Annotated in this window: 11 protein-coding genes, 2 tRNA genes and 1 pseudogene; 8 read left to right on the forward strand and 6 right to left on the reverse strand. The window is 61.3% G+C overall.

What is annotated here, in order from left to right:
* Positions 1-13: 13 nt before the first annotated feature.
* The 3 genes from A1351_RS07185 (at position 14) to A1351_RS23815 (ending at position 6333) form a co-directional block, all read left to right on the forward strand.
* Positions 14-505 (forward strand): hypothetical protein, encoded by a 492-nt coding sequence (locus tag A1351_RS07185; RefSeq protein ID WP_064032634.1) that lies wholly within the window; start codon positions 14-16, stop codon positions 503-505.
* Positions 506-526: 21 nt separating this feature from the next.
* The gene (locus A1351_RS07190) at positions 527-4015 is read left to right on the forward strand and encodes a hypothetical protein (RefSeq protein ID WP_157096173.1); all 3489 of its coding nucleotides are present in this window, start codon (positions 527-529) and stop codon (positions 4013-4015) included.
* 1112 nt (positions 4016-5127) lie between these two features.
* Complete coding sequence (locus A1351_RS23815) at positions 5128-6333, forward strand: tyrosine-type recombinase/integrase (RefSeq protein ID WP_157096174.1); 1206 nt, start codon at positions 5128-5130, stop codon at positions 6331-6333.
* Positions 6334-6406: 73 nt separating this feature from the next.
* Here A1351_RS23815 and A1351_RS07200 read toward each other — a convergent pair.
* Together A1351_RS07200 and A1351_RS07205 are read right to left on the reverse strand one after the other, a co-directional pair.
* Positions 6407-6483, reverse strand: a tRNA-Pro gene (locus A1351_RS07200).
* Positions 6484-6587: 104 nt separating this feature from the next.
* Positions 6588-7103 (reverse strand): dihydrofolate reductase, encoded by a 516-nt coding sequence (locus tag A1351_RS07205; RefSeq protein WP_051465415.1) that lies wholly within the window; start codon positions 7101-7103, stop codon positions 6588-6590.
* 211 nt (positions 7104-7314) lie between these two features.
* On the opposite strand from A1351_RS07205, the gene A1351_RS07210 reads away from it, so the two are divergent.
* Positions 7315-8322 (forward strand): Tim44 domain-containing protein, encoded by a 1008-nt coding sequence (locus tag A1351_RS07210; RefSeq protein WP_064032637.1) that lies wholly within the window; start codon positions 7315-7317, stop codon positions 8320-8322.
* A 121-nt stretch (positions 8323-8443) separates the two neighbouring features.
* On the opposite strand, the pseudogene A1351_RS07215 reads toward A1351_RS07210, so the two are convergent.
* Positions 8444-9335 (reverse strand): annotated as a pseudogene (locus A1351_RS07215) (GDP-L-fucose synthase family protein).
* A 460-nt stretch (positions 9336-9795) separates the two neighbouring features.
* Here A1351_RS07215 and A1351_RS07220 point away from each other — a divergent pair.
* From A1351_RS07220 to A1351_RS07230, 3 genes are all read left to right on the forward strand, one after another.
* Entirely contained in the window at positions 9796-13524 is a 3729-nt protein-coding gene (locus A1351_RS07220) for a glycosyltransferase (protein WP_064032638.1), read from the forward strand.
* Positions 13525-13593: 69 nt separating this feature from the next.
* Positions 13594-14310, forward strand: coding sequence for a hypothetical protein (locus A1351_RS07225; protein WP_157096176.1), 717 nt, complete (start codon positions 13594-13596; stop codon positions 14308-14310).
* Between the two features lie 163 nt (positions 14311-14473).
* A complete protein-coding gene (locus A1351_RS07230) occupies positions 14474-15241 on the forward strand; it encodes a glycosyltransferase (RefSeq protein ID WP_083967206.1) in 768 nt (255 codons plus the stop codon).
* Between the two features lie 32 nt (positions 15242-15273).
* On the opposite strand, the gene A1351_RS07235 is transcribed toward A1351_RS07230, so the two are convergent.
* The 3 genes from A1351_RS07235 to A1351_RS07245 form a co-directional block, all read right to left on the reverse strand.
* Positions 15274-15350 (reverse strand) — tRNA-Arg (locus A1351_RS07235).
* 62 nt (positions 15351-15412) lie between these two features.
* Positions 15413-15799, reverse strand: a complete 387-nt coding sequence (locus A1351_RS07240; protein WP_064032641.1) for a 4a-hydroxytetrahydrobiopterin dehydratase — start codon at positions 15797-15799, stop codon at positions 15413-15415.
* 6 nt (positions 15800-15805) lie between these two features.
* Positions 15806-17026 carry an NADH-quinone oxidoreductase subunit D gene (locus A1351_RS07245; protein ID WP_064032642.1) on the reverse strand — a complete coding sequence of 407 codons (1221 nt, stop codon included), beginning with the start codon at positions 17024-17026 and terminating at the stop codon, positions 15806-15808.
* A gap of 77 nt (positions 17027-17103) precedes the next feature.
* On the opposite strand from A1351_RS07245, the gene A1351_RS23515 reads away from it, so the two are divergent.
* Positions 17104-17280: a DUF1328 domain-containing protein gene (locus A1351_RS23515; protein ID WP_024880202.1), complete on the forward strand. Its 177-nt coding sequence runs from the start codon at positions 17104-17106 to the stop codon at positions 17278-17280.
* Positions 17281-17354: the final 74 nt, after the last annotated feature.

The raw sequence follows: 17354 nt of genomic DNA on the forward strand, positions 1-17354 counted from the left end.
TGGAGTAAGTATCATGAATGCACTGACTACCGCGCAAGCTGTGGACGCGACTATCGATCCATTTACAGACTCCCGCGCGTGTGCTGCCACAGAGGAGCTTGCTGAATTCCGCGACCTCCTCGACGGGCATTTATCGCGCCTGCGTGGTGAAGGCTGGCTCGGATATTTCGAAAAGGAATATTCCGAAGTCGCCGAGCATGTGAGCGGCATTTCTGCAATCTTGAAGGACACCTTCAAGAAGGGCGTGAACATCACAATCGACGAAGAGGACGGCGATTTTCTGCCACTCACCGGATCGCTACACCTCCTTATCGACATCGGCGACGATGTGGAGGATATCGATTTGACGATTTCTGAACGTGCAATTTCTCTGACGAGACAGCCTGCATACTCTTATCCTCGCATCGCCAAGGATCACGCACAGCGCACAGATCGCCGCGTGTTTTTAGCAGCGCTGAGCGTGTGCGTGCTGGAGCATGTCGCCGAGACTGGCGTTCAGGCGTAACGCAAAAGAAAAGGCGCGCAAGTGACCAGCTCGCGCGCCTTGGAATCTTCCATCAACAGCAAGTCACAACCGCCTGTAGAAGGCGCTTACAACTGGGGTCAGAGTATAATGGTTTCGCGTTCAATTAGCAATGAAAACTTGGAGAATCGTGATCTCGAAGCGGTGATTTCTTCAGACGAAACGATTGAAGAATCGAAGTCCGAGGTGTCAGGCGAGGAAGCGCAGCCCGAGGTGTCAGCCGAGGATGTGAAGCCGGAGGCATCAGGCGACGAAGTGCCGCGCACGTATCCATACCGTCACAATGATGCTCTGATCCTCGGCCCGATCGATGAGCACGTCGCGGGCATTCCGCTTCGCCTTGGTGGTGGCACTGATCGGAAGTGCAAGCGCTGGCCAGCGAAGTCGAAGTATGAGACCTATGGCGCACTAATCGATGAAATGTCCTATCACGTCGTCGGTGATAAGGATGGACTCGCGTTCATCCAAGGCACAGCGATCGGTAACGAGCGCCGCGTGCCTGCGATCGATGCACTCTATGTAATGGGGCTCGACATCGATTCCGGTATGCGCCCGGCGACGGCGATCGATAGGATTCTCGCTCTAGGCTTGACCGCGATCATCTACACGACTCACAGCCATGAGAAGACTGAGACGTTCCTCCTAGAAAGCTCTTTCACGCAATTCTGTAAGAAGCATCGAATCGAGGTCACACCGCAGGAATATCCGCTGGCGATCATCAAACGCTTCCTGATCGAAGAACGCTCTTGGGAATCGTGGATCGTCGATACGGTTTCGATCGGCGCGATTAAGCAGGATTCAGAAGGAATGGGCGTGGTGTTGCACCACGATCCTATGACAAAATTTCGCGTGGTTTTCGTTTTAAAGGCACCATACGTCATCGCCAAGCAGGGGATGACACAGCTCGACGCCATAAAGAAGTGGAAGCGTAAGATCATTGGTCTGGCAAAGATGCTCGAGCTGCCGATCGACGAGGCGTGTCTCGATCCGTCGCGCCTCTTCTATCTTCCTCGCCATAAGGACGGCGCTCCGTTCGGAATTTGGATCACAGGTGGCGAGCCGCTGGACATCGAGTCGATTCCAGAAGGTGCCATCAATGGCGATCGTCAACAGGCTGACGCGTTCATGCAGCACGGCGAACAGCTCGCCGGAAAGGATGGCCCTGACTTCATTGTCGGCAACAACTTCTCATTGAAGAAGTGGGCTGCTCAGAAGGCCAAAGGCTTCGATATCGCTTCGATGTTCCGCGTCGCAGCGCCGGAGAAGATTCGTAACGATCAAAACACAACGAAGGTCACCATCAAGTGTCCATTCGATCACTATCATTCGAATCCTGAAGACCCGGAGGATACAGGCTGCTACGTCGAGAGCGCTGCACCTGAAATGAGCAAGAGCTTCACGTTCGCCTGCTCTCACAATTCGTGCAAGGGACGCGACCGCCTGGAGTTCGTGGCCGAGGCGGTGAACCAAGGCTGGATCACGACCGACGACCTGGAGAGCGAAGATTATCAGGCGTTCCTGATCGAAGAGACTGACGAGGAGAAGCTTGCCAAGGTGGAGAAGCGTATCGAGACGCTGACGCTCGAAACGCTCCCTTCTGATCTCGACTCCCTCTTCGCCTCGCTCGGCTCTCTCGATATTCCGATCGCGCGTCGTGATGGTCTGTTCGACAAGATTTGCGCAAAGATCGGCGTCACGAAGGGTAATGACAAACGCTCGCTAAAGAGCCGCTTGACGCCTCACATCAAGGCCGCAGAGGCGAAGCGCACCCGGAAGAAGGCTCAGAATACCGCCAGCGAGGAAGCCGGCGGATTGCCTTACATCGATACCACTGACGGCTTCGACTCGTCCCTTAGCGCTGCGGTCGTGGCGCTTGCGCGCAAGAACAAGGGGCGTGGCGCATTCCTTTTCGATCTCGACGGACAGAAGGTCGTCGTCGATCGCGACAAGGTGAAGCCGATCGATCTCGATGAGATGCAAGCCGAGATGCGCCGGGTCGCTGCATGGGTCGCCACGAAGGATGACGAGCTGAAGTCCATCGACTGCCCGCGCAACATCGCGTCCGATCTCCTCGTTTACCGTGGCCACGCAACGCCGAAGTTGGAACGCTTCACCCGTTCCCCTGCGTTTTCGAGCGATGGTAAGCTTGTCGTCGAGGCCGGCTATCACGAAGAAGCGAAGGTCTATTATGCGCCCACGCCGGGCTTCGTAATTCCTCCCATTTCGTTTAATCCGACTGACGAGGAAATCAAGCTGGCTGTCGATTTGATCCTCGATAACGTCTTCCATGATTTTCCATTCGACGACGACGAAGACCCTGTTACCGGCAAAGAGCGTGGCGGCGCGTCATCCCGCGCCCATGCGCTGGCGCTGCTGCTGCTGACGTTTATGCGCGACATGATTCCCGGCCCGACGCCAATCCACCTGATCACAAAGCCGCTGCCGGGAACCGGGGCGAGCCTGTTGGTTGAGGCGCTTACGACAATCCCGCTTGGATCACCCGTCGCATCGAAGGTCGAAAAGCCGGAAGAAGAAGAGAACAAGGAAATGTTTGCGTTCCTTCGTAGAGCTGGACAGCTCTATTGGAAGGACAACATTCAGCGCAAACTTCAGGGCAGCACACTCGCGACCGCCGCGACCAACAAGACATTCAGCGGGCGCATCCTCGGCGCGAGCGAGGATTTGGAGCTTCCGGTTCGCTGCGTCTTTGTGGCTTCCGGGAATAACGTCTCTCTCGCTGACGAAATCTCGCGCCGCTGCGTCATTATCCGCCTGGACGCCAAGCGCGATCCGAAGAAGGGTCGCACCTTCAAGCACGCCCGCCTTCAGAAGTGGGTCGAGGACAATCGAGCGGAGCTTGTCGCCGCTTGCTTGACGATTATTCAGGGGTGGATTTCACGCGGTATGCCCCGCTGGAAAGGCGAGCCGCTGGCGTCCTACACGGCATACGGCGAGATCATGGGCGGTGTCCTGGACGTTGCGGGATTGGGCGGTGCATTCCTCGGCAATCTGGACCTCGCACAGGATGGCGCTAACCCGGAACGTGATGCAGAGACCGCCTTCGCCGCCGTGATGTGGAAGGAATATGGAGGAGCAGTCTGGTCGGCCGGCGGAAAGACGCAGGACGGAAATTCCTCGCGTGATGTGCCTCTGAGCTTGATCAATCAAAACGAGATCGGCATTACGCTCTATGGACCCGACGACGAAGCGAAGACCAAAAGCCTGTCGTCTTGGTTGGCGAAACACGTTGGCGGCGTCTGGACAATCCTGGACAAGGACGGGAAGACGCCTATCGAGGTCCGCCTTGCGCGGGTTCGCGACACCCATACCAAGCAGTGGTTTTACCATCTGGCGAAGGTCGCCGTCGTGAAGGTGGAGCTGCCGGAGAAGGCTGGCGCTGTGAGCGTTGAGCTGCCAGTGGGGCAAGCGCTGCGTTTTGCCCTGCCGATTGGTGATGCTCTGAGCGGGCTGTTCTCGACCTCCTCGCAATAATGGTCGGGATTGGCAACTTGCGGGTATGTGCGGGTAGGTTTTCTACCCACCATACCTACGAAGGACACACACACACACCCATGACCAATATGTAATTTGATACTATTTCGGTGTGTGTGTGTCCCTCTCACGTATGGGGAGTGAAAATAGTGCCCGCATATACCCGCAAGAGATGGTCGGAGGCGATTGAGCGCCAGCCGGCGGGGCTCGCCCGGTCAGTCCAGACGGTCAATCGCCGGTCCAGCGCTCGGTCATCACGCTGGCGTTGGGGTCGTGTCCGGTGATGGCGGAGCGGCGGTCAGGTCCAGACGGTCGACGGTGATCCACATCGGGCGAGCTGGTCGAGCGGCGGTCAGTCCAGAGGTCCAGGTGGTCGGTGTCCATGTCGGTTGCCGGACTCGTCCAGTCGATCGGTCGTCGTCTTTTCCGCCGGACAGTCCAGAGCCTGCCAGAATCGCCTAAAACCACACTTTTGAGGTGCATATACGTCGAATCACCCCGAATCGCCTCGCCCTCCCCGCACACCAACCTAAAACCCACCGGATAGGGGAGGGCGCATCTATACGAAGGGTATCAGAATGATACAGACTCACGGCATTATGTATCATAATGATACATATCTGGCCTTCTGACCCCGACCTCCCCTCCCTATATCCCCTCTTTGTTCTCATTTCGCAGCACCTCGCCAGCCCCAAGTCGGCAGGGGAGGGGACCAGTCGCCACACCCTCACGCCAAGCCCTCGCCGCTGCGCCTCGCGCCTGCCGACACACGCCACAGCTCAGACGCGACAGCGCGCCTACCGCGTTAACCTATTGGCAGCACGCGGAAAAGTGCGATTCGCATAAGACAGATTATGGAACCTAGAGCCGAAGAGAGGCGAGTCGGAAGAGGTCCGGTCCAGATTGTCAAGGGGCTATCGTCTACGCGAGGCGATTCCCGCAAGAAAATCCCCCAATACGGTTAACGAGGGACCCAAAGCCCCCGGTAGGGTGGGGGTAGGCGCGCGCGCCATCGGGCGGCGTCTACCTAAACCTAAAATCGATCATGAGCTTGACGTGACGTGCTCCAAGCGCCTGACTCCTCTGGTCAACAAAAGGAGTCACGTCCAGCCATGCCACGAATGCCAAAAGGGCCATACCTGAAGCTTCGAAAACAGAAGCGAGACGGTAAGAAGGCCGCACGATCAATCTGGTATATCATCGACGGTGATCGGCGTATCTCAACCGGATTTACCGAAAAAGAAAGAGCAAAGGCGGAAGAGGCGCTTGAGGCGCACATCCGATCGCGCTTCATCCAAAAACCATCTCCCGACTACTACGTTCAACAGGCGCTCGAACTCTACGAACATGACATTGTTCCTGGAAACAAGCGCCCTGAAGAATCGAAGCAATTCATAGAGCGGCTACACGAATTCTTTAAGGGCTACGCCTGCGACCACATCACGCCGTCCTCGATCATCACATATGAAAAATGGAGAACGCATTCCGGCAACCGCCGGCTCGGCGAGCCGCCTCGCACGCGTGATCCTGTCTCGACGGCTTCCGTCCGCCGGGAATTGGAGGTCCTGAGAGCGGCGCTCAATCATGCGTGGAGGTGCCATAAGCTCAAGAACCAGATTCCTATCACGCTGCCGAAGAAGAGCGCCCCACGCGCCAGATGGCTGACTACCAGCGAAGCCGCCCGGCTGCTTCTGGGCTCGCTCGGCTGCATCCTCGCTCCTTACTCCGATCTGAAAACCAGGGCCGAGCGCTGGACGATCTGGCGACGCGATCGGAGTGTGAAGGGTCATCACCTCGCCCGGTTCATTTTGATCGGCATCAGAACGGGGACACGCGCCGAGGCCATCCTGTCGCTTGGCTGGAAACCACATGCGCAGGGCGGTCACTTCGATCTTGAAAATCGACTCATGTTCCGAGCGACCGCCGGGGCCAAGCAATCAAAGAAGCGCAAGCCGCCGGCCCCGACCCCTACAAAGCTCGCCCGGCACCTGAGTCGCTGGAAACGATTCGACCAATCTCGCGTCCAGGAAGACGGTAGTCCGGTTATAGTCCGGTTTGTCGTCACACCGCCGGGCTATGACGATGCCGAGGTTCCGACGAAGCGCGTGAGTAAGGCTTTCAATAGCGCCGTCGCCCGAGCCGGCCTCGACCGCACTGTAACTCCTCACACGCTCCGGCATACCTGCGTCACTTGGCTAATCCAACGCGGTCGCCCGATCTTCGAAGTTGCTCGTTTTGTTGGGATGACGCCGCAGATGGTGGAGGATGTTTACGGCCATCATGCGCCGGAGTTTCTCCGGGAGACCGCCGACGCGTAGTCCGCTTTTGCGTTTTAGCCGGACTATAACCGGACTACGATTTCGACCGCATTTCATAAGTCATTGAAATGTTTGGTCGGAGTGAGAGGATTCGAACCTCCGACCCCCTCGTCCCGAACGAGGTGCGCTACCAGGCTGCGCTACACTCCGATCTGGCGTCCGCGAAGCGGTCGCCGCTGGTCGAAGCGGGTTATAGCTTCAGGTTCTCCGACCTGCAACAGCTGTTTGCGCACTATCTGCAGCCGATCGGCCGCTCACCGGCGCTCGAGCCGAATATATTGGAAATCCGCCTCGTCCTCGGCCGTTCGCGGCGGCGTCTCGCGCGCTGTTTCACGCCATTCTGCCGGATCGAGCGTCGGAAACAGCGCGTCGCCGGCGACCGTCAGCGCCACCTCGGTCAGGTGAATCACATCCGCCTGGGGCAGAAAGGCGGAATAGATCTCCGCGCCGCCGGCGACGATGATCTCCGCCGCTCGCATGGCGTCCGCCAGCTCGGCGGCGAGGCCGAGCGCCTCCTCGGGGCTGCGCGCCGCATGGGCGCCCTCGGGGCGAAATCGCGGGTCGCGCGACAAGGCCACGGTCTCGCGGCCGGGCAGTGGGCGGCCGATCGAATCGAATGTGCGGCGTCCCATGAGCAGCGGCTTGCCCCAGGTGATTTCGCGAAAGCGCGCGAGATCGCTCTTCAGCCGCCAGGGCGTGTGCTCTCGAGCGCCGATGACGCCATTGCGCGCCACGGCGGCGACGAAGACCAGTTTGGGCGTCACGGGCATCGAGCCTCCTCGAACCGAGCTTTGCGCTCGAACGCGAACGTTCGAGAAAATTCGTTCTAAATGAAAAATTAGAAGAGTTTCCGACTACATGAGCGGCGGAAACCGATTCTGCCTTCCCGCCGCGCGGCCCTTTGCCGCAAGGTCGGAGCATTCCTATATAGATGGCGCCCGAGTGATTCCTCATCTCTGGGCGAACCGCTCGAGGATAGTCATGTCGACTTGGACATCGAACTCCAAATCTTTGCCGGCGCTCGCGCTCGCCCTGCTCATCGCCTTCGCCCCGGCGCTCGCCGAGGCCAAAATGGGCGGCGGCGCGAGCTCGGGAAGCCGCGGCTCGCGGACCTCTACGCCGCCGGCGGCGACAACCACCGCGCCGCGTCCGGCCGCGCCCATGGAGCGCAGCGTGGCGCCGCAGCCGGCGCCTCAGCCGCAGGCGCAGCCCTCGCCCGCCGCGCCGCAGCGCCCGGCCGCCGCTCCCGCGGCCAGCCCGCTCGGCGGCTCCTTCGGCCGCGGATTGCTCGGCGGCCTCGCCGGCGGCCTGCTCGGCGCCGGCCTGTTCGGCCTTCTCTCGGGCAATGGCCTGATGGGCGGCCTCGGCGGCCTCGCCTCCATCATCGGCCTTCTGGTCCAGATCGCGATCATCGCCCTTCTGGCGCGGCTCGCCTTTCAATGGTTCGCCAATCGCCGCCTCGCCGGCGCGATGGGCGGCGCCGGGGGCGGCTCGCGTCCGGGCGCCTTCGCCTTCACCGGCGGTGGGACGGGCTTCGGCAGCGGCGCCGCGCCGCGTCACCCGACGAGCGAGCCTTTGAATCTGCGTCCGGAGGATTTCAGCGCCTTCGAGCGCGTGCTCGGTGACGCCCAAGCCGCCTATAGCCAGGAGGATATCGGCCGGCTGCATGATCTCGCGATGCCAGAGATGGTCTCCTATTTCTCCGACGACATTCGCGCCAATGCGCGCGAGGGCGTCATCAACCGCATCTCCGAGGTGAAGCTGCTGCAAGGCGATCTCTCCGAGGCCTGGCGCGAGGGCTCGGACGAATATGCGACCGTGGCGATGCGCTTCTCGCTGATCGATCTCTTCATCGATCGCGCGACGGGCAAGATCGTCTCCGGCGACGCCGCCCAGCCGACGCAATCGACCGAAGTGTGGACCTTCCGCCGCCCCGCCGGCGAAGCGCCCCAGGCCTGGAAGCTCTCGGCGATCCAGCAGACCGCGTAAGTCTCGCCGCCTCTGCGAGGAAAAAAGAAAAGCGCCCCTTCTGAAGGGGCGCTTTTTTTATAGGCGCGCGTCGTCGGGCGCGCGAGCTCCGACGAGAAGCCCGCCGATCCGGTCGGCTCGCTCAGCCGACCGGATCGAGGACAGGGGCGGCAGCCGCTTTCTCCTTGGCGAGGAAGAATCGATAGGCGTCGGCGATTCCTTCCTCGAGGGAAATTTGCGGTGTCCAGCCGAGCGCGCGAAGCCGGCTCGAATCCATCAGCTTGCGCGGCGTTCCATCGGGCTTCGTCGAATCGAGGACCAAGCGGCCCGAAAAGCCGACGGCGCGCTGCACCGTCTCCGCGAGCTCGCGAATCGTCACCTCCGAGCCGGCGCCGCAATTGATATGCTCATAGCCGTCGTAATTATCGAGGCAGAACACGACGCCTCGCGCGAGATCATCGACGTGCAAAAATTCGCGTAGCGGCGTGCCTGTGCCCCACACGACGACCTCGTCGCGACCGGCCACTTTCGCCTCGTGGAACTTGCGAATGAGGGCGGGCAGGACATGGCTCGTCTGCAGGTCGAAATTATCGTTGGGTCCATAGAGGTTGCAGGGCATGACGGAAATATAGCTGCGGCCATATTGCTTGCGATAGGCCGGGCACAGCTTGATGCCCGCGACTTTGGCGATCGCGTACCACTCGTTGGTCGGCTCCAGCGGACCCGTCAGCAGCGCATCCTCGGTGATCGGCTGCGGTGCGAATTTCGGATAGATGCAGGACGATCCGAGAAAGACCAGACGATTCACCCCCGCCGCATGAGCAGAGTGAATGATATTTGTCTCGATGGCGAGATTATCAAAGATGAAGTCGGCCGGATAAGTGTCATTGGCGTAGATGCCGCCGACTTTCGCTGCAACGAAGATGATCGCATCCGGTCGATTCTGCTTCAGCCAGACTTCCACGGCAATCTGATTACGTAGAGCCGACCATGCCTTTATGTCCGGCGACCCAAACTCTGCGCGTGTCCGCCATATCTAAATTATCCCCTCGGAACCGTGGCCATTTAAATGCTCGTGATAGAAACCTCGGATTTCTACGGCAGTTCGGGGCCTCGGCGCAAATAGAAATTGCAGGAATGTCTCTGCGCAGCTCACGAGACCCGAGGCGAAGAATTCGAGCGCGCAAATGGTTCTGTTTCCGCGGCGGCGCGAAGTCTTTGACGCTGCACGGCATGCGTGCGGTCTCGAAATGGGACGTCGGCGCGATTTGCTGGACTTGACCGAGACATTGCTTCGATGACAGAACGCTCGCGCGGCGTCGACTCTCCCTCCGAGAGGCGGCTACGCGGCGCCGGCGGACATGCTTCCGACGAAGCCGAGTTTTCGGAGCCGCTCCCGCGCTGATTTCCGACCGAAATGCTCGCGCCGCGAGAAGGCGGGCGTCACGCTCGCCACTCGACGTCGGGGCGGATGTGCGCTGCCAGGGTCACGCGATGAAGATACTGATTGATCTGCAATGCTGTCAGACCGAGGCGCAATCCCGAGGAATGGGGCGCTATTCTCTCTCTCTCGCAAAAGAAATCGTCAGAATCGGCGGCGAGCATGACTTCATATTTCTGCTCAACCGGCATTATCTGGACAAGTCCGCGGATCTCATCACGGAAATCGCGAAGCTCGACGATCTCGGCAATGTGATTTTGCACGACTATCCCAGCGTGCAATATGATTGGCATGAGCGGCAGAGGCGAGAGCAGGTCGCCAATGTCCTGCGCAATGATCGCATCGAGACGGTCAGCCCGGATGTCTATCACATCTCGAGCGTTTTCGAAGGCGAGAGCGTCTATGGCGCGGCAGCGGCTTTCATCGACTTTCCCAAGCCGCCGATCATTCGATCCGCCACTCTCTATGATTTCATTCCGCTGCTCTATCCGGACAAATATCTCACCGATTGGCCGGTCGCCCTCTGGTACAAGCGCACATCGAACCTGATCCCGCAGCTCGATGTCGGATTGGCCATATCGGATGCGACGAAGAAGGACGCCGAGCGGCTTTTTCATATGAAGCCGGAGCGCGTCGTCAATATTTTCGGCAGCGTCGCGGATCACTTCCGCATCCTCCCCGCCTCCGAGGCGCATCGCGGGGCCGTCTGGCGCCGCTTCGCTCCCGGGCAGAAATTCATCCTCTATGTTGGCGGGCCGGACTTCCGCAAGAATCTCGATGGGACGCTCGAGGCTTTCGCCATCGCCAACAAGGAGCTGGCGGATAAATACAAGCTCCTGATCGTCTACGACATCAAAGGCGCCGAAGCGCTCGCTCTGCGCGAGAAAGCGGCGCGTCTCGGCGTGGCGCCGCTCGTCGTGACGACGGGCTTCGTGTCGGATGACGAGCTCGTCGAGCTCTACAACGCCGCGTCGCTCTTCGTCTTCCCCCCTCTCTATGAGGGGCTGGGTCTTCCGGTGATCGAAGCGATGCGCTGCGGCGCGCCAGTGCTCGTCGGCGACAATTCCAGCCTGACGGAGATCGTGGACGATCCGGCCTATCGTTTCGACGCGACCAAGCCGGCGGATATGGCGAAATCAATGGTGCGCGCGCTGACCCGCGAGGGCGAGCTTCAGCGCATGCGCGCCTATTCTCGCGAGCGCGCCGCGCTCTTCACCTGGGAGAAGAGCGCCCGCCGCGCGCTCGACGCCTGGGAGGAGACCTACGCCGCGCGCCGCGGGCGCAAGACGCCGAGCGCGGCAGGGCGGGTTCCGCGCATCGCCATGTTCACGCCGCTCCCGTCAGCGAAGTCGGGGATCGCCGATTACAGCGCGGAGTTTCTTCCCGCGCTCTCCAAATTCGCGTCCTTCGAGATTTTCGTCGACGATGTGGCCGAGGTCGAGACCTATTTCGACGACATGCCGATCTGGCATCACTCGCAATTTCCATTCAAGGCGCATCTCTACGATGCGATCGTCTATCAGCTCGGCAATTCGCCGTTTCACCACTATATGCTCCCTTATATCGAGAGCTTTCCGGGCGTCGTCGTCATTCACGACGCCTATCTCGGCTATTTGTCCTATGACCCCGGCAATCCCGACGCCTTCATCCGTCGCATGATCCAGGAGCATGGAGGTCCGGCGCGCGCCATCGTGCTCGACGGCGAGGGCGGCGACCGCACGGCGCGCTCGCTCGTCGATGCTCTTCCCTGCAGCGCCACGGCGACGCATCGCAGCCTCGGCGTCATCGTTCACTCGCGCTTCGCTCGCAATGTGCTGGTGGGCGCCGCTCGCCCGGGCGCCGCTCCACAAATCGCCGTGCTGCCGCAATATAGGGCGCGTCCGCCGCGGGAAACGACGCCGAGCAGGGCGCAGGCGCGCGAGACGCTCGCCATCGCGCCGGATTCGCTCGTCATCGTGTCGCTCGGCCATGTCGCTCACACGAAGGGCGTGCTCGAGCTGATCGAGGCCTTCACGCGCTCTACGGCGGCGAAATCGGGCAAGGCGCAGCTGATCCTCGTCGGCGAGCTGGAAGGGGGCGCGAACCACGATTCGCCCTATGCGCGCGAGGTGCTGCGCGCCATCGGCGACAGGTCCGACATTCACATCACCGGCTATGTCGAGAAGGAGGATTACGACCTCTACATAGCCGCGGCCGATATCGGCGTTCAGTTGCGGACGCTCACGCGCGGCGAGACGTCGAGGGCGATCCTCGATCTGCTCACCAGCGGAACGCCGCTCGTCTATAATCGCATGGGGTCCTCTGCGGAGCTGCCGTCCGAGGTGGGCGTCGCGCTCGAGGGCTATGCGTCCGCGGACATCGCCGATGCGCTCGATGCGCTGGCCGGCGATCCGCAGCTGCGCCAGACCTATAGAGAGGCTGCGCTGCGCTATTGCGACGAGACGCTGGACCCGGACAAGGTCGGCGCGCGCTTCGTCCAGACGGTCGTGGCGATGACCGCTCGCGCCGAGACCTGCGGGCCGAAGATCGTCAGCAAGACGATCGCGCGTCTGCTCCGCGACGCTCCGATCACCCGGGAGCTCGTGCAGGACATCGCCCGCGCCTATGTGCGCCAGGAGCGCTCCGAGATCGCGCCGCGCCTTTTGATCGACGTGACCCACATAAGGGAAGGCGATCTCGAGACGGGCGTGCAGCGCGTCGTGCGCGAGCTCACGCGCGCGGCCTATGGCTGGAGCGATGCGAAGGTGCGGCCGCAGGCTTTCGCCTATACGGACGCCGGGCTGATCTTCGCCGACGATTACGCGCAGCGCTGCGGCGCCCGCGCCGCCGTCGAGGCGGAGGACATGCGCTTCGGCGCCCTCGATTTTCGTCCCTTCGACAAGATTTTGATGGCCGATGGAACCTGGCATCTCGCCGATTGGATGCGCGAGCCGCTCGCGCGCCTCGGCGCGATCGGCGGAGAGGCGTTCGGCCTCGTTCACGACATTCTGCCGCTGCAGCATCCCGAGCTGTTCGAGGACCATGTCAAAATCTCTGTCACCAATTGGCTGACGCTGCTGCTGGAGAAAGGCTCCGGCCTGATCTGCACCTCGCAGAGCGGGGCGGATGGGCTCATCGAGTGGATCACGGGCAGCGGAGTCACGCCGCGGCGGGGGCTTCGGATCGGCTATGCGCGGCTCGGCGCCGATTTCTCCTCGCGAGTCGATGTCTTCACGCCGATCACGGCGGCTACGTCCGATCTGGCGCAACGTGAGAATTTGTTTCTGATGGTCGGCACGATCGAGCCGCGCAAGGGGCACGATTACGTGCTCGACGCCTTCGAGCGGCTATGGGCTTCGGGAGTCGATGCGACGCTGGTCTTCGTCGGCAAGGCGGGGTGGAGCGTGGACAGCCTGCTGCAGCGCTTCGAGAACCATGAGGAAAAGGGCAAGCGCTTCTTCTATCTCGGCTTCGTGCCGGAGGCGGATATGGCGCGGCTCTATCAGAGCGCTTCGGCGACCATCGTCGCCTCGATCGCGGAAGGCTTCGGCCTGCCGATCTATGAGGCGGCGCATTTCGGCTCGCCGCTGCTGCTCAGCGATCTTCCCGTTTTCCAGGAGCTCGGCGGCGAGCATGCGCGATATTTCGCCGCCGGCTCATCCGCGCAGCTCGCCGCGGCCCTGCGCGAGCAGCTCGCACGCGGGCCTATTCCGTCGAAAGGCGTCTCGGCGCCGTCCTGGGCCGATTGCGCGGGCCGCATTTTCGAGTTCCTGGACGGGGAGCATGTCTATCGGCAGTTCTGATGGCCGTCGCGTGGGCTCGACGGTCGCGCGCAAAACCGTAATTATTCGCCGAAAGCTATGGAGGGCGGCATGACATTGATCGAATGGCTGGGGCGCAAGATCGCCGTTCGGACCTTTCGCGACAAGGATATCGCTGCGCATAGCCTGAAATTCGGCGGCAGCGTCGCCGGCGTCGTCGATGAGGTGACGCAAAAGCGCGTCCGCGGCTGGATTTGCGACGCCAAGCGCGAAGGGCCGGTCGTGCTCGAAATCCTGCTCGACGACGAGGTGGTCCAGCGGACCAAGGCGAATCTCTATCGCGACGATATCGCCGAAAAGCTCGGCGACAATGGGCTTCATGGCTTCGACTGCGAGGTCGCCGCTTTCGCCACGCCCAGCGCGAAGACGCGCTCGGTGCGGTTGCGCGTCGCCGATCGGCCGGAATATGAGTTCGGCCCCTTCGATCTCGAGCCGAACAGATCGCCTTTGGAAGTGCCGTCGCCGGACGTCCCGCAGGCGCTGCATGATCGGCTCCAGCATATATTCAGCCATATAACGGCGACGCATGAGAACTCTTTGCGTCGATTCGACGCGATGCAGGCGTCCTTCGACCGACTGCAATCAGCGCCCCGCATCGCCGCGACGAGCGGCGGCGACGCCGACAGCGGCTCCTTGCTCTATCAATATCCGCGCAGCGCGATTTCCGGCGTGGGTCAGTTCCGCCTGCCGCTCACCGACGACGTCGAAACCACGCTGTTCCAAGCTCGGCTCGAGGTGGATTTGATGAAGGAGCGGCATTTTTCGTGAGGTTGTTCGCTGCATTGCAGCAAGCTGCCGACTCTTCGATGAAGTCTCATCGCCGAGAGGGTTCTCTTCTCAGCGCGTTTGCGCCATGATATTCAGGCGCCGATAGCCGTGGCCGCTTCTGTGGCTCACGCTCCTCCGCAAGTGGACGAAGGACATTCGGTAGATGGTTAGAACCACCGTAAATTTGGGAGAAATCGATGTCTGCTTGATTGTCTTCAATGAGGAGCTTTTCCTGGAAAAGTGCTTATTGAGGCTCGCGCCGTATTTTCAGCGAATTTATGTTCTCGACATGGGGTCGACCGATCGCACGATCGACATCATTCGCGATATCTATGGCGATAGGGCAGAGATCGTCGTTCAACCCAGAAGCGATTTGTTCGAGAATGGCTTCGCCCATGCGCGCAACCGGGTGACGCAGGCCGCAACTCGTTCTTGGGTGCTCCATATCGATGCGGATGAGCTTCTCGCTCCGCTCGACGCCGATGTGATCTCGTTCGAGTCGGCGCCCGACGCCGCCGCCGCCGCCAAGATCCTGCGCCACAACCTGATCGGAGAAATTCCGGCCGATTACGAGCCGGAGACGTTGCGCGGCATGGCCAAGAGCTCGACCGAGCATCAGGTGCGCTTGTTCAAGAAGCAGCCCGACGTTCGGTGGGAGAGCTTTCTGCACGAAGAAATCTGGATTGGCGATCGTCGCGCCCATGAGATCGTGGGGGCGAGCAATTTGGTCGTCGATCATCTGTCCGCATTCCGGCCCCATGCCGACAGGGATGAAAAAGAGCTTTTTTACGCGTGGATCCTTATGCGCGTTCATGACAATCCCGATCTGCAGCGCTATATGCGCGAATTTTATACCCAGGAATACATTCCTCATAACCTCGAACGCTTTCGCGCGATGGCGAAGATTTTCGCTGAAAAAAAGGGCATTTGAGCTTTTGCTTCCCCGCGAGGGGGAGACGCTCATGGCGTCCCGGAAGGGATTCGAACCCCTGACCTACGGTTTAGGAAACCGTTGCTCTATCCTGCTGAGCTACCGGGACTTCGCTCCGATATCTACAAGAGCGCAGGGCGTTTGAAAAGGCGGGGACGTCACATGTTGCGCTCACATACGGCCGGCCGGCAATCCCTGCCGGCGTGAGAAGATGCGGTCGATCTTCGTCGCCATGATGACGTCGTTCTCGTGCAGGCCGGCGATCTTCTTCGTCTGCAACGAGATCGTCGCATAGCCCCAGCCGAAGGCGATATCCGGGTGATGGCCTTCGGCCTCGGCCAATTCCCCGATCTGGCGCACGAATTCGGCCGCCTCGCGGAAATTGCCGAAGCGAAAGCCGCGCTCGATGCGGCGCGCCTCGTCCATCAGCGTCCAGTCCGGCGCCGCGGCGAGCAGCGTCTCGGCCTCGGCGCGCCCGAGCGGCGGAACGCCGCCGCGGCAGGGCGTGCAGGTTTTTTCTGCGAGGGTCGTCTTTTCCGAAAGGGTCGGCATTTTCATCCTCCTTCAGCGGTCGATTTCTCCGAAGACGATGTCGAGCGAGCCGATGATGGCGGCGACATCGGCCAGCATATGGCCGGTCGAGAGCCGGTCGGTCGCCGCGAGATGGGCGAAGGAGGGCGGGCGCAGCTTGCAGCGATAGGGCTTGTTGAGCCCATGGGAGACGAGATAGACGCCGAACTCGCCCTTGGGCGCCTCCACCGCCGCATAGACCTCGCCGGCGGGCACGTGGATTCCCTCGCTGTAGAGCTTGAACTGCTCGATCGTCGCCTCCATCGAGCGCTTCATCGCCTCGCGTCGCGGCGGCGTGATCTTGCCATCGAGGACGGTGACGGCGCCCTGTCCGTCCGCGGCGCGCAGCTTCTGGACGCATTGCCGCATGATGCGGACCGACTGGCGCATTTCCTCCATGCGCACGCAATAGCGGTCGTAGCAATCGCCGTGGCGTCCGACCGGAATGTCGAAATCCATCTCCTCGTAGCATTCATAGGGCTGCGCCTTGCGCAAATCCCATGGCGCGCCGCAAGCGCGCAGGAACACGCCGGAAAAGCCGAGTCCCCAGGCCTGCTCGAGCGTCACAGCGCCGATATCGACATTGCGCGCCTTGAAGATGCGATTGTCGGTGAGCAATCCTTCGAGATCGTCGCAGGTCGCGAGGAAGGGATCGCAAAAGGCCTCTATGTCGTCGATGAGCGCCGGCGGCAGATCCTGATGCACGCCGCCGAAGCGGAAATAATTGGCGTGCATGCGCGCGCCCGAGGCGCGCTCGTAGAAGACCATCAGCTTCTCGCGCTCCTCGAAGCCCCAGAGATTGGGCGTCAGCGCGCCGCAATCCGAGGCCCAGCTGGTGATGTTGAGGAGATGCGAGAGCAGCCGTCCGATCTCGCAATAGAGCACGCGCACGAGCTGGGCGCGCCGCGGGACGGCGAGGCCGAGCAGGCGCTCGGCGGCGAGGCAGAAAGCGTGCTCCTGATTGATCGGCGCGACATAATCGAGCCGGTCGAAATAGGGCAGGGCCTGCAGATAGCTCTTGTCCTCTATGAGCTTTTCCGTGCCGCGATGCAGAAAGCCGATATGCGGATCGGCGTGGACGACGACTTCGCCGTCGAGCTCCAGCACCAGCCGCAGCACGCCATGCGCGGCCGGATGAACCGGGCCGAAATTCAGGATGAAGCTGCGCTCCTCGCCGGGCCGGGGGCGAGGCTGCGTTCTCTGTCCGAGACTCATCTGCGCCTCCTTTCGGCGGGAAACCGGATCGGCGCGCCGGCGTTATCACTCATCATCCTCGGTTTCGGGAGAAAGAAATGAGTGATCTTCTGCGCTGGGCCGTCGTCTTTCTGGTGGTCGCGCTGATCGCGGCCTTCTTCGGCTTCGGCGGCGTCGCCGGCACGGCGATCGACGCCGCGCGCATATTGTTCTGGGTGGCGGTCGTGCTCTTCATCATCGCCCTCGTCGGCGGCGTGCTCCGGCGCGGCGTCTGAGGGAGTCGGCGGCGGCGGCGCGGAGCGTCGCCGCCGCTTCTCGCGTCAACGTCCCGCGGCGGCGAAAGTTGCTG

The organism is Methylosinus sp. R-45379 (genome assembly GCF_001644125.1).
Taxonomy (GTDB): Bacteria; Pseudomonadota; Alphaproteobacteria; order Rhizobiales; family Beijerinckiaceae; genus Methylosinus.